The 18,474-nt window shown below is 67.0% G+C and carries 20 protein-coding genes and 1 tRNA gene; 1 reads left to right on the forward strand and 20 read right to left on the reverse strand.

Annotated elements, in window-relative coordinates:
- Positions 1-92 precede the first annotated feature (92 nt).
- Complete coding sequence (locus tag RSO01_RS04215) at positions 93-1,115, reverse strand: NAD(P)/FAD-dependent oxidoreductase (protein WP_147146533.1); 1,023 nt, start codon at positions 1,113-1,115, stop codon at positions 93-95.
- 51 nt (positions 1,116-1,166) lie between these two features.
- Between RSO01_RS04215 and RSO01_RS04220 the strand changes: the two genes are divergently transcribed.
- Complete coding sequence (locus RSO01_RS04220) at positions 1,167-1,544, forward strand: TfoX/Sxy family protein (RefSeq protein ID WP_147146535.1); 378 nt, start codon at positions 1,167-1,169, stop codon at positions 1,542-1,544.
- 41 nt (positions 1,545-1,585) lie between these two features.
- Here RSO01_RS04220 and RSO01_RS04225 read toward each other — a convergent pair whose 3' ends face one another.
- The 19 genes from RSO01_RS04225 to RSO01_RS04310 all read right to left on the reverse strand — a co-directional run bounded on the left by RSO01_RS04225 (position 1,586) and on the right by RSO01_RS04310 (position 18,458).
- Positions 1,586-3,613 carry an ABC transporter ATP-binding protein gene (locus RSO01_RS04225; protein WP_147146537.1) on the reverse strand — a complete coding sequence of 676 codons (2,028 nt, stop codon included), beginning with the start codon at positions 3,611-3,613 and terminating at the stop codon, positions 1,586-1,588.
- Positions 3,597-4,454, reverse strand: coding sequence for an ABC transporter permease (locus RSO01_RS04230; RefSeq protein ID WP_147146539.1), 858 nt, complete (start codon positions 4,452-4,454; stop codon positions 3,597-3,599). The genes RSO01_RS04225 and RSO01_RS04230 overlap by 17 nt, the downstream gene beginning before the upstream one ends.
- Complete coding sequence (locus RSO01_RS04235; protein WP_147146541.1) at positions 4,451-5,464, reverse strand: ABC transporter permease; 1,014 nt, start codon at positions 5,462-5,464, stop codon at positions 4,451-4,453. The genes RSO01_RS04230 and RSO01_RS04235 overlap by 4 nt, the downstream gene beginning before the upstream one ends.
- Before the next feature lie 145 nt (positions 5,465-5,609).
- Positions 5,610-7,274, reverse strand: a complete 1,665-nt coding sequence (locus RSO01_RS04240; RefSeq protein ID WP_147146543.1) for an ABC transporter substrate-binding protein — start codon at positions 7,272-7,274, stop codon at positions 5,610-5,612.
- A gap of 155 nt (positions 7,275-7,429) precedes the next feature.
- Positions 7,430-7,588, reverse strand: coding sequence for a hypothetical protein (locus RSO01_RS47100; protein WP_170302836.1), 159 nt, complete (start codon positions 7,586-7,588; stop codon positions 7,430-7,432).
- 50 nt (positions 7,589-7,638) lie between these two features.
- Positions 7,639-9,267 carry a GMC family oxidoreductase gene (locus RSO01_RS04245; RefSeq protein ID WP_147146545.1) on the reverse strand — a complete coding sequence of 543 codons (1,629 nt, stop codon included), beginning with the start codon at positions 9,265-9,267 and terminating at the stop codon, positions 7,639-7,641.
- Positions 9,268-9,286: 19 nt separating this feature from the next.
- Positions 9,287-9,363: transfer RNA gene (locus RSO01_RS04250), tRNA-Met, on the reverse strand.
- A gap of 49 nt (positions 9,364-9,412) precedes the next feature.
- Entirely contained in the window at positions 9,413-10,393 is a 981-nt protein-coding gene (locus tag RSO01_RS04255; RefSeq protein ID WP_170302837.1) for a Bug family tripartite tricarboxylate transporter substrate binding protein, read from the reverse strand.
- A gap of 62 nt (positions 10,394-10,455) precedes the next feature.
- A complete protein-coding gene (locus RSO01_RS04260) occupies positions 10,456-10,812 on the reverse strand; it encodes a VOC family protein (RefSeq protein ID WP_147146549.1) in 357 nt (118 codons plus the stop codon).
- Positions 10,812-11,939 (reverse strand): tRNA 2-thiouridine(34) synthase MnmA, encoded by a 1,128-nt coding sequence (gene mnmA, locus RSO01_RS04265; RefSeq protein ID WP_218037235.1) that lies wholly within the window; start codon positions 11,937-11,939, stop codon positions 10,812-10,814. The genes RSO01_RS04260 and mnmA overlap by 1 nt, the downstream gene beginning before the upstream one ends.
- A 101-nt stretch (positions 11,940-12,040) precedes the next feature.
- The gene (locus tag RSO01_RS49740; protein ID WP_170302838.1) at positions 12,041-12,547 is read right to left on the reverse strand and encodes a glycine zipper domain-containing protein; all 507 of its coding nucleotides are present in this window, start codon (positions 12,545-12,547) and stop codon (positions 12,041-12,043) included.
- Between the two features lie 14 nt (positions 12,548-12,561).
- Positions 12,562-13,326 (reverse strand): hypothetical protein, encoded by a 765-nt coding sequence (locus tag RSO01_RS04275; protein WP_147146555.1) that lies wholly within the window; start codon positions 13,324-13,326, stop codon positions 12,562-12,564.
- A gap of 61 nt (positions 13,327-13,387) precedes the next feature.
- Positions 13,388-13,594, reverse strand: a complete 207-nt coding sequence (gene iscX / locus RSO01_RS04280; protein ID WP_218037236.1) for a Fe-S cluster assembly protein IscX — start codon at positions 13,592-13,594, stop codon at positions 13,388-13,390.
- 12 nt (positions 13,595-13,606) lie between these two features.
- On the reverse strand, positions 13,607-13,933 hold the full coding sequence (locus RSO01_RS04285) for a ferredoxin family 2Fe-2S iron-sulfur cluster binding protein (protein WP_308933083.1): 327 nt from the start codon (positions 13,931-13,933) through the stop codon (positions 13,607-13,609).
- 11 nt (positions 13,934-13,944) lie between these two features.
- A complete protein-coding gene (hscA, locus tag RSO01_RS04290) occupies positions 13,945-15,840 on the reverse strand; it encodes a Fe-S protein assembly chaperone HscA (protein ID WP_147146559.1) in 1,896 nt (631 codons plus the stop codon).
- Positions 15,837-16,349, reverse strand: coding sequence for a Fe-S protein assembly co-chaperone HscB (gene hscB, locus RSO01_RS04295; RefSeq protein WP_147146561.1), 513 nt, complete (start codon positions 16,347-16,349; stop codon positions 15,837-15,839). The genes hscA and hscB overlap by 4 nt, the downstream gene beginning before the upstream one ends.
- A gap of 7 nt (positions 16,350-16,356) precedes the next feature.
- A complete protein-coding gene (locus RSO01_RS04300) occupies positions 16,357-16,755 on the reverse strand; it encodes a HesB/IscA family protein (RefSeq protein ID WP_218037237.1) in 399 nt (132 codons plus the stop codon).
- 31 nt (positions 16,756-16,786) lie between these two features.
- Positions 16,787-17,179 carry a Fe-S cluster assembly scaffold IscU gene (gene iscU / locus RSO01_RS04305; protein WP_147146563.1) on the reverse strand — a complete coding sequence of 131 codons (393 nt, stop codon included), beginning with the start codon at positions 17,177-17,179 and terminating at the stop codon, positions 16,787-16,789.
- Between the two features lie 40 nt (positions 17,180-17,219).
- Positions 17,220-18,458, reverse strand: a complete 1,239-nt coding sequence (locus RSO01_RS04310; RefSeq protein ID WP_147146565.1) for an IscS subfamily cysteine desulfurase — start codon at positions 18,456-18,458, stop codon at positions 17,220-17,222.
- Positions 18,459-18,474 lie beyond the last annotated feature (16 nt).

Genomic DNA, 18,474 nt, shown 5'->3' on the forward strand with positions numbered 1-18,474 from the left:
GCGCGCTTCCAGCGCGCTCAAGCTCATGAGCGCGCAAGATGCGCGCGGTCCGGAAGACATGACGCGCCACTGGAGTGGCGCGCCCCCAGCGCTCAGGCCGTCGGCAACCCCGACGTCGTCGAATACTCGAAGTGCAGCGGCGTCTCGGGATGGATCAGCGCATAGGCCGAGCGCGCGGCGATGGCCGCTTCGGCGAAGCCGGTCAGGATCAGCTTCAGCTTGCCAGGATACGTGACGACGTCGCCGATGGCGAAGATGCCGGGCTTGCTGGTCGCCGTCGTCGAGGCGTCGACGGCGATCTGGTTGTGCTGCAGCTCGAGCTGCCAGTCGGCGATCGGCCCCAGCGACATCGACAGGCCGAAGAACGGCAGCAGCGCGTCGGCCTCGATCCGCCTGGCGTCGCCGTCGAGCGTGGCGACGGTCACCGCCGTGAGCTGGCCCGCGGCGCCTTCCAGGCCATGAAGCTGATAGGGCACGACGAGATCGAGCTTGCCCGACTTGGCGAGCGCCTTGAGCTGGGCCTCGCTCTCGGGTGCGGCGCGGAACTTGTCGCGGCGATGGATCACCGAGACGCGACCCGCGATCTCGGCCAGCGACAGCGCCCAGTCGACGGCCGTGTCGCCGCCGCCCGCGATCACCACGCGCTTGCCGCGGAAGGCCTCGCGCTGCGTGACATAGTAGAAGACGCTCTTGCCCTCGTAAGCTTCGATCCCTGGCAAGGGCGGCCGGTTGGGCCCGAAGGCGCCGACGCCGGCCGCGATGATCACGGCGCGCGCCTGCACCACGGTGCCCTTGGAGGTCGTGACCTTCCAGAACCCGCCGCTCAGCTTCTCCAGGCCCTGGACCTGCTCGCCGAGGTGATAGACCGGCCGGAACGCCGCCGCTTGGGCCTTCAGGCGCACCACCAGCTCCGCCGCCTCGATGCGCGGGAAGCCCGGGATGTCGTAGATCGGCTTCTCGGGATAGAGCGCCGTGCACTGGCCGCCAGCGTCGTCGAGCACGTCAATGACGTGGCAACGCAGCCGCACCATGCCGCATTCGAACACGGCGAACAGGCCGACCGGCCCGGCTCCTACGATGACGACGTCAGTCTGATGCGTATGTCCGCTGGCCATGGACCTAACGTGGCGAAGGAAGACCACAAAATAAAGAGCTATCCTCAGGGGATGGTCGCCAGCGACAGCTTCGCCGAATTCCTGCGCGAGCAGCTCGAGCCGCTCGGTCGCGTCACCCTGCGCCGCATGTTCGGCAAGACCGGCGTGTTCTGCGACGGCGTGATGTTCGGGATGGTGACCGACAACATGCTCTATCTCAGGGTCGACGACGACAACCGCGAGGCCTTCGAGGAGGCAGCGTCCTCGCCGCCCCTCAACTATGCCAAGGGCGGCAACACCATCGACCTCTCCTTCTGGCGCGCGCCGGAGCGGTTGTTCGACGAACCCGATGAGCTTGTCGCCTGGGCGCGGCTCGCGCTGGCGGCGGCGCGCCGGGTCGCGTCCAAGCGAGGGCGAGCAGCGAAGAAGCGATCCCGGCATGCCGGATGATCCCTTCACGGGATCATGAGTCAGAGGTCGCGAGCGTTGGTCTAGGTCAGCCGTCCCGGGAAGTGGCAGGCGACGCGCTGGCCTGGGGCGGCCTCCAACAGGGGCGGCTCCTCGCGGGTACAACGCTCTTCGGCGATCGGGCAGCGCGTGCGGAAGCGGCAGCCGCTCGGCGGGTTCAGCGCGCTCGGCGGTTCGCCCTTCATCGGCACGTGCCGGCGCGTGCGCTCGACGCGTGGATCGGGCACCGGCGCGGCGGAGATCAGGGTGCGTGTGTAGGGATGCAGCGGACGCGCGAACAATGACGCGGCCGGACCCACCTCCATGATCTTGCCGAGATAGAGCACCGCGATGCGGTCGCAGACATGGCGGACCACGGCGAGATCGTGCGCGATGAACAGGTAGGTCAGCCCCAGCCGTTCCTGCAGGTCGACCATCAGGTTGATGATCTGTGCCTGGATGTTGACGTCGAGCGCCGAGATCGGTTCGTCGGCAACCACGAAATCCGGGCCTACCGCCAAGGCGCGGGCGATGGAGATGCGCTGCCGCTGGCCACCGGAGAACTCATACGGATAACGTGTCACCGACTGGCCCGGCAGGCCGACGAGGTCGAGCAGTTCGGCCACCCGCGTTCGGGCCGCTGCCGCATCCCCGGCGATGCCGTGCAGGATCAGCGGACCGGCGAGGATCTCGCCGATCGTCATGCGCGGATTGAGTGACGCGTACGGGTCCTGGAAGATCATCTGCATGCGTCGCCGCAGCGGGCGGATCGCCGACAGGCTGGCATGGGTAATGTCGGTGCCGGCAAAGACGATCTTGCCGTCCGTCGGTTCGTGCAGCCGCGTGACCAGCCGCGCCAACGTCGACTTGCCGCAACCCGATTCGCCCACCAATCCGACGGTTTCGCCGGCAAAGACCTGCAGGTCGACGCCATCGACGGCGCGCAGCACCCGCTGGCGCTCGAAGAAGGCCTCCTTCGGAAGCGGAAAATGCTTCTGCAGGCCCGAGACCTCGAGAATCGGCGCCGCCGGTGTCGCGTCGACAGGCGCGGCAACTACCGGGCGGGCGCGTTCGGGGGTGTGCAACGAGCCGCCCTCCTGCGTCACCCAGCACCGCGCAGCACGGCCCGCTGCCACCGGCAACAGCTCGGGATGTTCCGCGCATTTCTCGACGGCAAAGGGACAGCGCGCACGAAAGCGGCAACCGGATGGCCAGGCGCGCGGGTCCGGCGGCTGGCCTTCTATGGTGATAAGCCGGCGATCCTCGGCCTGCGCATCGATCCGCGGCGCGGCATGCAGCAGCGCCCAGGTATAAGGATGGCGCGGATCGGTCAGCAGTTCCTCAGGCGCACCTTCCTCGACCACCTCCCCCGCGTACATCACCAGCACGCGCGAGCAGATGTTGGCGATCACGCCGAGGTCGTGGCTGATCAGGATGACGGCGGTGCCGAGGTCGCGGTTCAGCCCGCGCAGCAGATCCAGGATCTGCGCCTGGATCGTCACGTCGAGCGCCGTGGTCGGCTCGTCTGCAATGAGCAGGGAAGGCTCGTTGGAGAAGCCCATGGCCAGCATCACGCGCTGGCGCATGCCACCGGAGAATTGATGGGGGAACGAATTCACCGTGCGGTCGGCCGAGGCCACGCCCATGCGCCGCAGCAGGTCGATGGCGCGGCTGCGCGCCGCCGCCGCGGTGAAGCGGCCGTGCGCCGTCATCGCCTCGATGAGCTGTCGCGCTATGCGCAGGACCGGGTTCAGCGACGTCATGGGATCCTGGAACACCATGGCGATCTCGCGGCCGCGCACTTCGCGAATTCCCTCGTCGTCGAGATGCGCGAGGTCGCGCCCCTTGAACAGGATCGAGCCGCCGACGATCCGCGCCGGCTCGTCGAGCAGGCGCATGATCGACTTGGCGCAGACGCTCTTGCCGGAGCCGGACTCCCCCACCACGCCCAGCGTCTCGCCGGCATGCACGTCGAAGCTGACGCCGTCGACCGCGCGGACGGGGCCGGAATCCGTCAGGAACCAGGTGCGCAGATCGCGAACCTGCAGGAGAGGTTCAGCGGCGGTTGGCATGCGGATCGAGCCAATCGCGGAAGCCGTCGCCCATGAAATTGAAGGCCATCACCACCGTCAGGATGGCCAGACCCGGAAAGGTGGCCACCCACCATTGCTGCACCAGCTCACGCCCCTCGCCGACCATCGAACCCCATTCCGGTGTCGGCGGCACCGTACCCAAGCCGAGAAAGGACAGCCCGGCGAACACCAGGATGGCGTTGCCGAGGTCTAAGGTGACCAGCACGACGAGCGGCCCGATGGCGTTGGGGATGATCTGGCGTAGCAGGATGTGGGCCGGGCCAAAGCCGATGGACTGCGCCGCTTCCACATACTCCATGGAGCGCTGCGAGATCACCAGGCTGCGGGAAAGCCGGGCGAATTTCGGCCACCACACCACCAGCATCGCGATGACGGTGTTCACCGTGCCGATTCCGAGCGCGGCAGCGATTGCCATCGCCAGGATGATCGGCGGGAAGCAGAAGACCAGGTCGGTCAGCCGCATCAGGCCTTCTTCCGCCCAGCCCCGCGCATAGGCCGCGGAGGCGCCGAGCAGCGTGCCGAACAGCGCGCCCACCAGCACCACGACCATGCCGACGGTGAGCGACACGCGGGCGCCATAGATGACACGCGTCGCCACGTCGCGCCCCAGCGCGTCCGTGCCAAGCCAGTGGCTGGCCGACGGCGGCTGCAGACGCGCCGCCACGTCGACGAAGTTCGGATCATATCGGGTGAGCCATGGCGCGAAGATAGCCGCGAAGATCCAGGCCAGGATGATCACCGCGCCGAACGACGCGAGGCCGTAGCGGCGCAGCCACCGGGTGCGTGGAGAGGCGATCGCAGGGAGAGCGATGTCGCTCATTTCTTCACCACGCGCGGATCGAGCAGGGCGTAGGACATGTCGACCAGGAAGTTCACCAGAACGAAGATCGCCGCGACGATGGCGGTGACGGCCATGATGGCCGGGAAGTCGACCGTCACCGCGCTGCGGAAGGTGTAGCGGCCGAGACCGGGCCAGGAGAACACGGTCTCCGTCATCACCGCGCCGGCCAGCAGGTTGGCGTAGGCGAGACCGCCGAGCGTCACCACCGGCAGCATGGCGTTGGGCAAGGCATGGCCGACGACGATCAGCCGACCCCGCAGACCCTTGGCCTTCGCCACCCGCACATAGTCTTGGCTCAGCGCCTCGAGCATGGCGGCGCGCGTGGTGCGGGTGATCAGGCCCAGCGTGGCAGCGGCGAGCACGATGGACGGCAGCACCAGATGCGCCGCGGCGTCATGGAACGTCTCCCAGTCGCCCTGCAGCGCGGTGTCGATCAGCAGCAATCCGGTGATGCGGTCGGGCGGAAACGAGACCGCATCGAGGCGCCCCGGACCCGGCGCCCAGTTCAGCTGGCCGTAGAACACCGCGAGCGCAATGAAGGCCAGCCAGAAGGTCGGTGCCGAGACGCCAATCAGCGAGACCGCACGGGCGACATGATCGATGACAGTGTCTCGCCGCACCGCCGCCAGCACGCCGAGCGGCAGGCCCACCAGGACGGAAAGAATGAAGGCGACCGTCGCGAGCTCGAGGGTCGCGGGGGCGTAGTCGATGATGTCCTGCAGCACCGGCCGACGCGAGGAGATCGACACACCGAGATCACCATGCGCCAGCCGTTCGAGGAACAGCCAGTATTGATGCCACAGCGGCAGGTCGAGACCCCACCGGGCGCGGAACTCCGCCACCTGCGCCGGATCGGAGGCCGCCATGTCGCCGAGTGCCGTCAGCACCGGATCGCCGGGCACGGTATTGGCGATCAGGAAGATGACGAGGGTTGCAAGCAGCACCATGGCCACCGAGACCACCAGGCGCGAGACGACATAACGGATCATGCGGCATCATCCCCGCTACCAAATTCCGTCATCCCGACCGGAGCCGAGCGAAGCGAGGCGTAGTGGAGGGACCTTTTTTTGACGCCCCGCCGACAAGAAGAGGTCCCTCGACTACGCTTCGCTCCGCTCGGGATGACGGGAAGCATCAAGCGGGCTTGGCTCCGCCCAGCTCGGCCATCCAGCCTGCCGCCGTCAGTTTCAGGCCGGACACGTTCTTGCGCACCGCCACCTGATAGATCGGCTGGATCAGCACGAAGTGGTGGGCCGCATCGACCATCGCCTGCTGGTATTGCTTGTAGAGCGCGGCGCCCTTCGCCAAATCGCGTTCCGCACCGGCGTCGGCCACCAGCTTGCGGACATCGTCGGGCACCTTCCAGTGCACGCGGCCCGCCACGCGGTTGATCGTGGCGCTGCTCCACAGCCAGTTCTCCGGCGCGGGCGGATTCCAGAACGTCAGGGCGGCCTCGAGCTTGCCGCCCAGATACATGGTCCGCATGTTGACCTGGTCCATCGGCGTCAGCTCGGCCTTGATACCAACGCGCGCCAGGTCGGACTGCAGCTTCTGCGCCAGGTTCTGGTAGCCGACGCCGGCGATCGCGGCATTGCCGTAGGACAGCGCGAACTTGAATCCGTCCGGCATGCCGGCCTGCGCCAGCAACTGCCTCGACTTTGCGAGATCTTCGCGGAAGCCGATCTCCTTGGTCAGCTCCTCGGTCGAGCCGTTGACACCGACGGGCAGGAAGCTCACGGGTCGGACGGCGTTGCCGCCGATGAGATTCTTGATGATGCCGTCGTAGTCGATGGCGTAGCCGATGGCCTGCCGCGCCAGCTTGTTCTGCAGCGCCGGGTTCGTCGGCGCCTCGACCACGGCCATATAGATGAAGTCGAGGCTGGTCATGCCCGCGATGGAAATGTTGGGATCGCCCTTCAGCGTGGCGATCTGCTCCGGAATGAGGTTGAACGCCACGTCGACGTCGCCGCGCTGGATGGCAAGGAGCTGCGCCGCACTCTCGCTCATGTGGCGGATCAGGACGCGCTCGTAACCAGGAGTCCCCTTCCAGTAATTCGGGTTCTTCACCATCTGGATCTGCTGGTTGCGCTGCCAGCCGGTCAGGCGGTACGGACCCGTGCCGGCGGAATTCTCATTGAGCCACTCGGTGGCCTTGTCCTTCTCCTTGGCATCGGGCGCGTCGGTGCCACCATGGGCGATCACCGCCTCCTTCTCCAGCACGCCGAAGGCCGGGGTGGCGATGATGGTCATCAGCGGCAGCTTCGGGTCCTTCAGCACGATGTCCACCGTGTGGGGGTCGACGACCTTCACCTCCTCGATGTGCGAGATGTACTGCCAGGGCTGGTCCTTGATGTTGAGCTGCCGGGTGAAGGAGAAGCGGACATCCTCGGCGGTCATCGGCTTGCCGGACGCGAACTTCACGTCGGTACGCAGCTTCAGCCGCACCGTCTTCCCGTCAGGCTGGTAGGCCCACTCGGTGGCCAGCGCCGGCTTCAGGTTGACCGAATCACCCGGATCGAAGGTGACCATCCCGTCATAGGCGGCATGGGTCGGCAGCGGGTTGGAGTACTGGTAGACGCGCACCGGGTCGAGGCCGGTGGCATCGCTGATATCCAGTGCGATGACCAGGGTCCCGCGCCGCTGGGCACTTTGCGCTGCGGCCGGGCGGGCGCTCTGCAGCACGGCCGCCAGCAGGCCGCCTGCGCCCAGGACCATGAACCCACGGCGGTCAAAAGTAGGTTCTGCCGTCGGGGCTTCGTCGGAACCGGTACTGGTGGCGTCTGCGTCTTTGACGGTCATCGAATTTCCTCTTCGGTGGAGCCTGTCGGCCTAATTGCCCAGTCTCCGATTGTTGTTTTGAAACCTCTAATGGCGCCATGTAATCTGCACGAAGATAGCGCGCATTGAAACTGCCTGCGGGTCCGGATCAACCGCTTGTCGGTTGGGCGCCTCTCCTATGCGGAGTGATAGATGAACCCGACGATCAACGCCGCCACGACCAGCGCGAGATAGAAGACCGGCCGCGCGTAGGCCGGCCTGTTGGCCGGCAGCGACAGGAGCCAGAGCGCGAGCACCAGCAGCAGGAAGACAACCAAGCCGGCGACGAGGATCATCGGGCTCGATATAAGTCCGAGACGCGTCGCTCTACAACACCGCCCGTCCCCTACCCGCCCAACACGATATCGCTGGCTCGCTCCGCCACGGCCGTAACGGCAGCGTTGATCATGGCTGCGGGAAGTCCAGGTAGCACCGACGCGTCGATCACACGCAGGCCGGTCACACCCTGGACGCGCAACGCGGCGTCAACGACGGCGCCGATGCGGCACGTGCCGACGGGATGGTGGAACGACCGCGCTGCGCGACGCACAAAGTCATGCCGCGCGGCAGTGTCCTGCCAGTTACGACCCGGATAGACCTCTTCGGCCCGCCAGTCGGCAAAGGCCGAGGCTGCGCCGATCTCGCGCGCCAACGTCACCGCCGCGACCAGGCTCTCAAGGTCACTGGGGTCCGACAGGTAGTTCGGATCAATGAGCGCCGGCGCCATCGGATCCGCAGAGGCAAGGCGCACGCTGCCGCGGCTCAATGGCCGCATCAGGCACGGTACCAAGGTATATGCAGGTGGCGGCAACGCACCGACGGCCGGCTGCACGAAGGGCAGCGAAAGGCACATGATGAGATGATCGGGACTTTCGCCCGCTTTCGCATGCGGCACGTAGAGCAGCGCGTCGGCATGGTTGTAGTGCGAGCGCTGCACCTCGCGGCGCGCCCGGAACGCTACGCCGGCAAGCAGGAGGTGATCCTCGAGGTTGGCACCGACATCGGGCATGTCGACGGCGACGGCTATGCCGAGAGAGCGCAGGGCATCGGCGGGCCCCACACCCGAAATCATCAGCAGACGCGGCGAATCGATCGCCCCGGCACAAAGCAGGACTTCGCCTTCGGGCTGCACGATCTGCCCCGCAAGGCGCACGCCGAGGCAACGACCGCGCTCGATCACCAGCCCGAGCACCTGAGCATCGACGAGGAGGTCGACGTTGGCATCGCCAAGGCTGTCGAGGAAGGCGGTCGCCGCATCGTCGCGCGCGTGCCTCCTGACGCTGAGCTGGTTCCAGGCGACGCCTGTGGTGACCGCGCCACCGAGGTCCGGCGTCATCGCAAAGCCGCGCTCCTCAGCCGCGGCGATGAAGGCCGACGCCACCGGCGTCCGATCACGAACATCCGCCAGGGAAAGGACATGCAGCGGACCATCGCCGCCACGCCACGCATTGCCGCCGCCGGAGAAGGTCTCGGCACGCTTGAAGTACGGCAAGAGATCGGCGTGCCGCCATCCCGGAGGCCAACGATCGTAGGCTGCCGGATGACCCGCTTGATAGGCGAGCGCATTGATGACGCTCGAGCCGCCGACAGCCTTGCCCCGCGGATAGGGGACAATGCGGCCATCCAAACCCGGCTGCGGGACCGTCGCATAGCGCCAATCGAGGGCGCTGCCGGACAGCGTCGGCCATTGCGGCGGGTCGGCGACCGCGGGCAGGTTCGCCCGACCGCCAGCCTCGATCACCAGGACGCGCCGCCCTGCCCTGCCCAGGCGATGAGCCAGCACGCAGCCCGCTGAACCCGCACCGACGACAACGGTGTCGTAGGACGGTCGAAGTTGCTCGGACGAGGCGAGGATGCGAACGCCCGACGCCGCCCCGGCCGAAGCCGCTACGCCGGACATAGCCAGGCCAAGCGCGAGTGCCTGGCGGCGCTTAAGGCCCTCGCCATGGCCACTGCTGCACTCGAATCGAGCCATTAGCCTGAGAAAGACCCCATGGTAGCTGGGGGCGGACTTGAACCGCCGACCCCGGCATTATGAGTGCCGTGCTCTAACCAGCTGAGCTACCCAGCCATGGGGTGCGCGCTTTTATGCGGAGGGGTGGCGGAGTGTCAAGAAAGGCTCATTCCGGCTGGATGCCGGCCTGCGACACAATGCGGTCACTCTTGGCGACCTCATCGTGCACGAACTGGCGGAACTGCTCGGCGGTCGTGCCGGCCGGGACGGCTCCCTGGTCGCGCAACGTGGCCTGCACCTCAGCGGCGGCGAGGGCGGCGACCATGCCGTCGCGCAGCCGATCGACGACCTCCTTCGGGGTGCCCTTGGGCACGGCGACACCGACCCAGGTGTTGAACTCGTAGCCGGCGAAGCCCAGTTCCGCCATCGTCGGCACATCGGGCAATGCCTCCGACCTTGCCGAAGACGTCACCGCGAGCGCGCGGAGCTTGCCCGACCTGACCAGCGGCACCGCCGGCGGCACGCTGCTCACGGCCATATCGACATGCCCACCGACCGCATCCTGAACCAGCGGCCCCGAGCCCTTGTACGGAATGTGCAGGAACCTGGCCTTGGCCATGCTCGACAGCAGCTCGGCGGCGAGATGCTGCGGGCTGCCGCTGCCGATCGAGCCGTAGCTCACGGAATCCGGCTTGGCGCGCGCGGCCTCGATCAATTCCTTAAGCGATTGGGTCGTAGTCGCGGGCGCAATGAACACCAGCGGAAAGGTCGCGACCAGGGTCACCGGCTCGAAGTCGCTACGCGGATCGTAGGTCATGTTCTTGAACAGGCTGGCGTTGATCGCCATCTCGCTCGCCGCGCCGAAGAGCACCGTGTAGCCGTCCGGCGCACTTTTGGCGACGCTCGCCGCGCCGATCATGCCGGTGGCTCCCGGCTTGTTCTCGATGACGACGGACTGGCCCAGGAACTCCGACAGCTTCTGCGCCATGGCGCGTCCTGTGATGTCGGTTCCTCCGCCCGGCGGGTAGGGAATGACCAGCTTGACCGGCTTTGCAGGATACGCGCCCGGCTGCGCCGATGCCGTGGCGGGTGCGGCCGCGAAGGCCAGGAGGAATGCTGCGCGAACAAGCGACTCGCGTCGCGACAATGAACTACTGCTTACCATCGCGCCGTTATGCGGACGGCGAGTGACGCTTCAGTTACAGCGTCCTACTTCTCCTTCATCGTGCGCTCGTCCCACAGGCGGACGATGTAGCCGTCGGGGTCGGTCAGTTCCGGCCCGTATCCCCAGAAATTCTTCTGCGGACCATGGGCGAAGGCGACGCCGCGCGCCGTCCATTCGGTGAAGGTCCTGTCGACATCGTCGACCTGGAACCAGAGTGCGATGCCGTTCGGCACAACCGGCCTCTCCTCCAGGAAGATCGCAAAGCCCTCGCCGTCCTGCAGCGCCACCGCGTGGCGGGCGGGGATCTCGAACTCGACCTTCAGACCGAGCGTCGCGATGTACCACTCGCGCGACCGGTCGAGATTGCTGACCGGCAGCGCGAGATGGTCGAACTTCATCATTAAGCGAAGCGCCGGATGAAGCCGCCGCCCAGGACGCGGCTGCCGCTGTCGGCGTCGTAGACAACGCAGGCCTGGCCCGGCGAGACGCCGACTTCGGGCTCCGTGAAGCGCACCGTCGCGCCGTCAGTTGCGAGGCAAATCTCCGCTGGCCGCAGCGCCTGCGAGGAGCGCACGCGGACCTTCACCGGCAGCGCGCCGTCGAATTTCGGGCCAAGCCAGTTCACGTCGTAGAGCGCGATTTCGCTGCGGCCGAGCGCCGAGCGCGGGCCGACGACGACGCGGCGCGTCTCGGGCTCCAGGCGCACGACATAGAGCGGCTCATTGTCGGTGCCCGCCCGCTCGCCCAGCGCCAGACCGCGGCGCTGGCCGACCGTGAAGCGCACGATGCCGTCGTGCCGGCCGACGACGCGGCCCTGCAGGTCGACGATGTCGCCAGGTTCGGCGGCCTCGGGCCGCAGCTTCTGCACCACCGAGGCGTAGTCGCCGTTGGGCACGAAGCAGATGTCCTGGCTGTCGGGCTTGTCGGCGACGGCAAGCTCGTAGCGCTCGGCCAAGGCACGCGTCTCGCTCTTGGGCATGTGGCCGAGCGGAAAGCGCAGGAAGTCGAGCTGCTCAGTCGTCGTGCCGAACAGGAAGTAGCTCTGGTCGCGCGCCGGATCGGCGCCACGATGCAGTTCGGGTCCCGCCTTGCCCATCACGCGCCGCACGTAGTGGCCGGTCGCCAGCGCCTCGGCGCCCAGCTCGCGCGCCGTCTTCAACAGGTCGCGGAACTTCACTGTCCGATTGCAGGCAATACAGGGCACCGGCGTCTCGCCGCGGACGTAGGAGTCGGCGAACGAATCCATGACCTCGGCGCGGAAGCGGCTTTCGTAGTCGAGCACGTAGTGCGGGATGGCCAGGCGCTCGGCGACCAGGCGGGCGTCCTGGATGTCCTGGCCGGCGCAGCAGGCGCCGGTCCTGCCGACGGCGACGCCATGGTCGTAGAGCTGAAGGGTGATGCCGACGACGTCGTAGCCCTGCTCCTTCAGGAGTCCTGCCGTGACCGACGAATCGACGCCGCCCGACATCGCGACCACCACGCGGGTGTCGCCGGGCGCCTTGTCGATACCGAGGGAATTGCGGGCCATGGCGGGGCCTATATAGGCCCCGATGGCGAAGCTGTCATGGGAGCGCGGGCCTCTGGCCCGCATTCATGAGCGGGCCAGAGGCCCGCGCTCCCATCCCGAAACTAATCCTGCCGGTAGCCCGTGTCGCGGACGGCCTTGGCCACGCCGTTGCGGTTGTAGACGATCGCCACCCGGTCGCCCATCTGGACGTCGCCGTCGTCGCGCTGGGCGATGGTGACGCGCTGGCCGTTGTCCTTCTGAACCGTCACCTCGATGCCGCGGCGCGGCGAGTTCTGGTCGATCGCCGTACCGGCGATGCCGCCCGCCACGGCGCCCAACAGGCCGCCGACCACCGCGCCGCCCACCGAGTTGGTGGTGGCGCCGCCGATCGCGGCACCGCCGATGGCGCCGAGACCGCCGCCGACCAAGGTGCCGTCGCTCACGCCGGTGTTGCCGCTCTTGACCGGCACTTCACGGATGGCGATCACGCGGCCGGTCTCGCCGCGATAGCCGCCGGCCGCCTGGGTATTGACGACACCGGGCTGCACGGCGCCGCTGTTTTCGCAAGCGCTGAGAGCACCGGCGAGTGCCAGCGGCACCACAAGGCTGAGCAACCACTTACCGAACATTCGTCGTCCTTCTCTCACTGCGTCGGTTGGTACGTGCCCGACGGATCGGCGCTGCGGGCAGACTGGCGCACGACCTGCGCCACGCCCTGGCGATTCTGCACGATCTGTACGCGATCGCCCAACTGGATATCCCCATCGTCGGGCTGCGCGACCGTCACCTGCTGGCCGTCGTCCTTCTGCACCGTGACCTCGATGCCGCGACCGGCACCGCGCTGGCCGTCGGCAATGGAGCCGATGATGGCGCCGCCCACCATGCCCAGAACGGCGCCGACAATGCCGCCGCCCAAGGTCTGGCTGGTGACGGCACCGATTGTGGCGCCGGCGCCGGCGCCCAGGAGACCGCCGACCAGCGGCCCGTTGCCGCCACCGCCGCTGCCGCCGGGACCGGAAAGCGCCACTTCACGGACCGAGACGACGCGGCCGCTGTCGCCATAGTTGCTGCCCTGCGCGGGATAGGCCTGGTTCGGGTACGCCGCCTGGTTGGGATACGCGCCTTGGTTAGGGTAGGCACCCTGGTCGGGATAGGCCCCCTGGTTCGGATAACCGCCCTGGGTCGGATAGCTGGAGCTGACCCGTTGGGCGCCCCCATAGGGTCCGCCGCTATTGTAGGTGCCAGGTCCATAGGGCCCAGACCCGTACGGGCCGCCGCCGTAGGCGCCCTGCTGGGGAGCGCCCGACGAATAGACGATCCCAGGTTGAACAGCGTTCGACGCGCAGGCGCCGAGTCCTGCTGCCAGCATCAGCGGCAGCAGCAATGAACGGATCGTGTTGCCCCTCATGAACACCCTCCCGGCCGTATGCTGTATACGCATCGATTTTCGACCGAATTGGGGCGTTCGTCTAATCACGTTCCTCGATCCAGGCGGCCTGAATGGCCTCCAGGATCTTCTCGTTGGAGCGGTTGGGGTCGTCCTGGAAATCGGGCAGTTCCATCACCCAGCGGTGAAGGTCCGTGAACCGCAAGTTGACGTTGTCCACATCGGGATGGTGCTCCTCGAGCTCGATCGCGATGTCCTGGACGTCGGTCCAGCGCAGCTTCTTCGCCATCGGCCCGCCTCCCTACTTGTCGACCATCATGTTGCGGGTCGCCGCCGGCAGCTTGACGACCAGCCCGTCGAGCGCCTCGGTCATGCGGATCTGGCAGCCCAGGCGCGAGGTGTGGGTAAGGCCGAAGGCGAGGTCGAGCATGTCCTCCTCGTCCTCGCTGGCCGGGGCGAGCTTCTCGAACCACACGCTCTCGACCACGACATGGCAGGTCGAGCAGGCGAGCGAGCCCTCGCAGGCGCCTTCTATGTCGACATGGTTGCGATGGGCGATTTCGAGCACGCTGAGACCGAGCGGCGCCTCCACCTCCTTGCGCGAGCCATCCTTCAGAATGAATGTCATCTTCGGCATCGTCACTCGCCTACCCGGCTCTCCAATTCGTTCACAGACTTGCCCGCCAGCGCCTCGCGGATGCCGCGGTCCATGCGCCGTTCGGCGAACGGCTTGCTGAGCGTCTCGAGCGCATCGGCCGCGGCATTGATCTCGTCGCGATCCTCGCCGGCCATCGCCGCTTCCAGACGCGCCCTGCCCTGGTCGAGTTCGGCTCGTTCGGCGGCGTCGAGCAGCGCGCCGTCCTTGGCGAGTGCGGCGTCGAGCGCCAGCAGGTTGCGGCGACCCTCGACCTTGGCCTCGGTCAGAAGGCGCGCCGTCATGTCGGCCTCGGCGTTCTCGAGGCTGTCGTAGAGCATGTCGGCCATGTCGTCGTGGCTGAGCCCGTAGGACGGCTTGACCTCGATGCGCTGCTGCACACCGGTGGTGCGCTCCTCGGCCGACACGGTGAGCAGGCCATCGGCATCGACAGCGAAGCTGACACGGATGCGCGCCGCGCCGGCCGTCATTGGCGGGATGCCCAATAGCTCGAATCGGGCCAGGCTACGGCAGTCGGCGACCATCTCGCGCTCGCCCTGCACGACGTGGATCGCCATTGCCGTCTGGCCGTCCTGGTAGGTGGTGAAATCCTGTGCGAGCTGCACTGGGATCGGCGTGTTGCGCGGCACGACCTTCTCGACGATGCCGCCCATGGTCTCGAGCCCCAGCGACAGCGGCGTGACGTCGAGCAGCAGCGTGTCGCCACCCCCGGTCAGCGCCTCGGCCTGCAGGGCGGCGCCCAGCGCCACGACCTCGTCGGGATCGATGTCGGTGAGCGGCGCCTTGCCTATCATCTTGGCCACTTCAGCGCGCACCAGCGGCACGCGCGTCGAGCCGCCGACCAGCACCACGCCCTGGATTTCCGAAGGCGCCATGTCGGCATCGCCCAGCACATGGCGCGCAATGTCGAGCGTGCGCTTCACATAGTCCGCGATCATCGCGTCGAACTCCGCGCGCGTCAGTGCGTGGAACGACGGCACGCCGACAAGCTCCAGGCGGCCCGACGTCTGGTCGCGATCGGAGAGCTGCTCCTTCATGTGGCGGGCAAGCGCCAGCGCGCTCTTCACCGCAGCTTCGTCGATCTGGTCGCCGAGCCCGTCCTTGTTGCGCTCGGCCAGCATGCGCTCGGCGATGGCGCGGTCGAAGTCGTCGCCGCCCAGGGCGGTGTCGCCGCCGGTCGCCAGCACCTGGAACACGCCCTTCTCCAGCCGCAGCAGGGAGAAGTCGAAGGTGCCGCCGCCCAAGTCGTAGACCGCGTAGAGCCCCTCCGAGCCCTTGTCCAAGCCATAGGCCAGCGCGGCCGCCGTCGGCTCGTTGACCAGGCGCAGCACTTCGAGGCCGGCGACACGAGCGGCATCGCGGGTCGCCGTGCGCGCGGCATCGTCGAAGTAGGCCGGGACGGTGATCACGGCACGCTCGACAGGCTTGTCCAGCGCCGCCTCGGCACGCTTGCGCAAGGCCTTCAGGATCTCGGCCGAAATCTCGACCGGCGAGCGCGCCTTGCCGGCGATGCGCAGCTTCACCATGTCGGTCTCGCCGCTGCCCGGCTCGATCTCGTAGGGCAGCACACCGGCCACGGTGTGGAGATCGGCAGCGCCACGGCCCATCAACCGTTTGATCGACGCCACGACGTTGCGCGGCTCCTGCGGCATCAGAAGACGGGCTTCGTCGCCAACCAGCACGCCGCCGGACGACGGATAGCCCACGACCGACGGCACCATGGCCTTGCCGGTCTCGTCATGCAGTGCGGCGGGCTTGCCCTCGCGCGCGATCGCCACCACCGAGTTGGTCGTGCCTAGATCGATGCCGACCGCCGGCGAGCCCTCGCCGGCATGCGGCAGGGGCGTTTCGCCAGGCTCGTGAATCTCCAGCAGAGTCATACACTTGACCGTTCAAGATTCATGCGTCGCGCACGCGCCTCCTCGGCGAACTTGTCGAGATAGCGCAGGCGAAGAAGCGCCTTTCTGATGGCGGGCTTGTCGCCTGCCAAGAACAAACTGCCGAGGCCATTGAGCGATGCCTTCATGTCCTCGCGCACCTTGGCCGCCAGCGCATCGACCGCCTCGGCCGATCCGGCATCGTGCAGCTCCTCACGCGCTTCCATCGCTTCCATCAACAGCTCCGGATCGTCGATCGTCTTGCCGTCGCCCGGCATCTCCACGCCCGAAAGCTCGGCGAGATAGACGGCGCGGCTCAGCGGATCCTTCAGCGTGCGGTAGGCGTCGTTCAGTGCTGCCGCCTCTACCGAGGCCCTGGCGCGCTCCGCTGCCGGCTTAGCGACGAACCGGTCGGGATGCCATTGGCGCTGGAGCGCGAAATAAGCCCGGTCGAGCGACGCGAGCTCCAGGTCGAGCGCCGCCGGCAGTCCCAGCCGCGCGAAGTGATCCATGACCCGATCAGACGTGGAAGGATTCGCCGCAGCCGCAGCGGCCCTTCTCGTTGGGGTTCTTGAACACGAAACCGGACTTCAGCTTGTCCTCCTCAAAGTCCATCACCGTGCCGATCAGGAACAGCGACGCCTTGGGATCGATCAAGAGCTTCACGCCTTCGGTGTCGACCACCTCGTCCATCGGCTCCTGCTTTTCGGCATATTCCAGCGTGTAGGACATGCCCGAGCAGCCCTTGCTGCGCACACCGATGCGGATGCCGACGGTCGGCTTGTCGCGCTTGTCGATCAGCGCCTTCACACGCTCGGCGGCGGCCGGCGTCACAGTCATGACCTGCGGGCGCGGCCGACGGGGCCGCGCGGGAGCCGCTGGCTTGGCGGCCTCGGTCGTCGTGGTGGGCGTGCTCATGACACTCTCTCTAAAGCTACTCGGCCTGAAGCTATTCGGCCTTCTTGGCCGTCTTGGCGCGATAGTCGGCGATCGCCGCCTTGATCGCATCCTCGGCCAGGACCGAGCAGTGGATCTTCACCGGCGGCAGCGCCAGGTGCTTGGCGATGTCGGTGTTCTTGATGGTCTCGGCCTCGTCGATCGTCTTGCCCTTGACCCATTCGGTGACGAGCGAGCTCGAGGCGATCGCCGAGCCGCAGCCGAAGGTCTTGAACTTGGCGTCCTCGATCAACCCGTCGGCGCCGACCTTGATCTGCAGCTTCATGACGTCGCCGCAGGCCGGTGCACCGACCAGGCCGGTGCCGACGTCTTCCGAACTCTTGTCGAGTGACCCGATGTTGCGCGGGTTCTCGTAGTGGTCGATCAGCTTTTCGCTGTAAGCCATGACTCTCTCCTCAATGCCGACGGGCGCCCAATTCCCTAGACTAGTGAGCGGCCCATTCGATGGACTTAATGTCGATGCCTTCCTGGGCCATCTCCCAGAGCGGGCTCATTTCGCGCAGCTTCTTGACGTGGCGCACCAGCTCCTCGACGGCGGTATCGACCTCGTGCTCGGTCGTGAAGCGGCCAAGGCCGATGCGCAGCGAGGTGTGCGCCATCTCCTCCTCGACGCCCAGCGCCCGCAGCACATAGCTGGGCTCCAGCGACGCCGAGGTGCAGGCCGAGCCGGACGACACCGCCAGGTTCTTGATGCCCATCATCAGCGACTCGCCCTCGACATAAGCGAAGCTGATGTTGAGGTTGCCCGGGATGCGGTGCTCGAGGTCGCCGTTGACGAAGATCTCCGGCAGATGGTCCTGCAGGCCCTTCAGCATGCGCGCCTGCAGCTTGGCGAGCCGCTTGGCTTCGCCTTCCATCTCGTTCATGGCGATCTCGGCCGCCTCGCCCAGGCCGACGCAGAGCGGCGTCGGCAGGGTGCCCGAGCGGAAACCGCGCTCCTGCCCGCCACCTACGATCAGCGGCACAAGGCGCACGCGCGGCTTGCGGCGGACGTAGAGCGCACCGATGCCCTTGGGCCCGTAGATCTTGTGGCCCGAGATGCTCATGAGGTCGATGTTCATCGCCTCGACATCGAGCGCGATCTTGCCGGCGGCCTGCGCCGCATCGGTGTGGAAGAAGGTCTTCTTCTCGCGGCAGATCTTGCCGATCTCGGCCAGTGGCTGGATGACGCCGATCTCGTTGTTCACTGCCATGACCGACACGACCACCGTCTTGTCGGTGATCGCCGCGCGCAAGGCGTCGAGGTCGATCAGGCCGTTCTTCTGCACCGGCAGGTACGTCACCTCGAAGCCCTGCTGCTCGAGATGGCGGCAGGTGTCGAGCACGCACTTGTGCTCGGTCACGGTGGTGACGATGTGGTTCTTGCGGTCCTTGTAGAACTCGGCGACGCCGCGGATGGCGAGGTTGTTCGACTCGGTGGCGCCCGACGTGAAGATCACTTCCTTCTCGTCGGCGCCGATCAGCTTGGCGACCTGGCCGCGCGCCTTCTCGACACCTTCCTCGGCCTCCCAGCCGTAGGAATGGCTGCGCGAATGCGGATTGCCGAACTGGTGGGTGAAGTACGGCATCATCGCTTCCAGCACCCGCGGATCCATCGGCGTGGTGGCTTGGTAGTCGAGATAGATCGGCTGGTCGTTGCGCCGGATCTGGGTATGGACGTTCATGCTAACCCCTTGGAAT

This window comes from Reyranella soli (assembly GCF_007992495.1).
Taxonomy (GTDB): domain Bacteria; phylum Pseudomonadota; class Alphaproteobacteria; order Reyranellales; family Reyranellaceae; genus Reyranella; species Reyranella soli.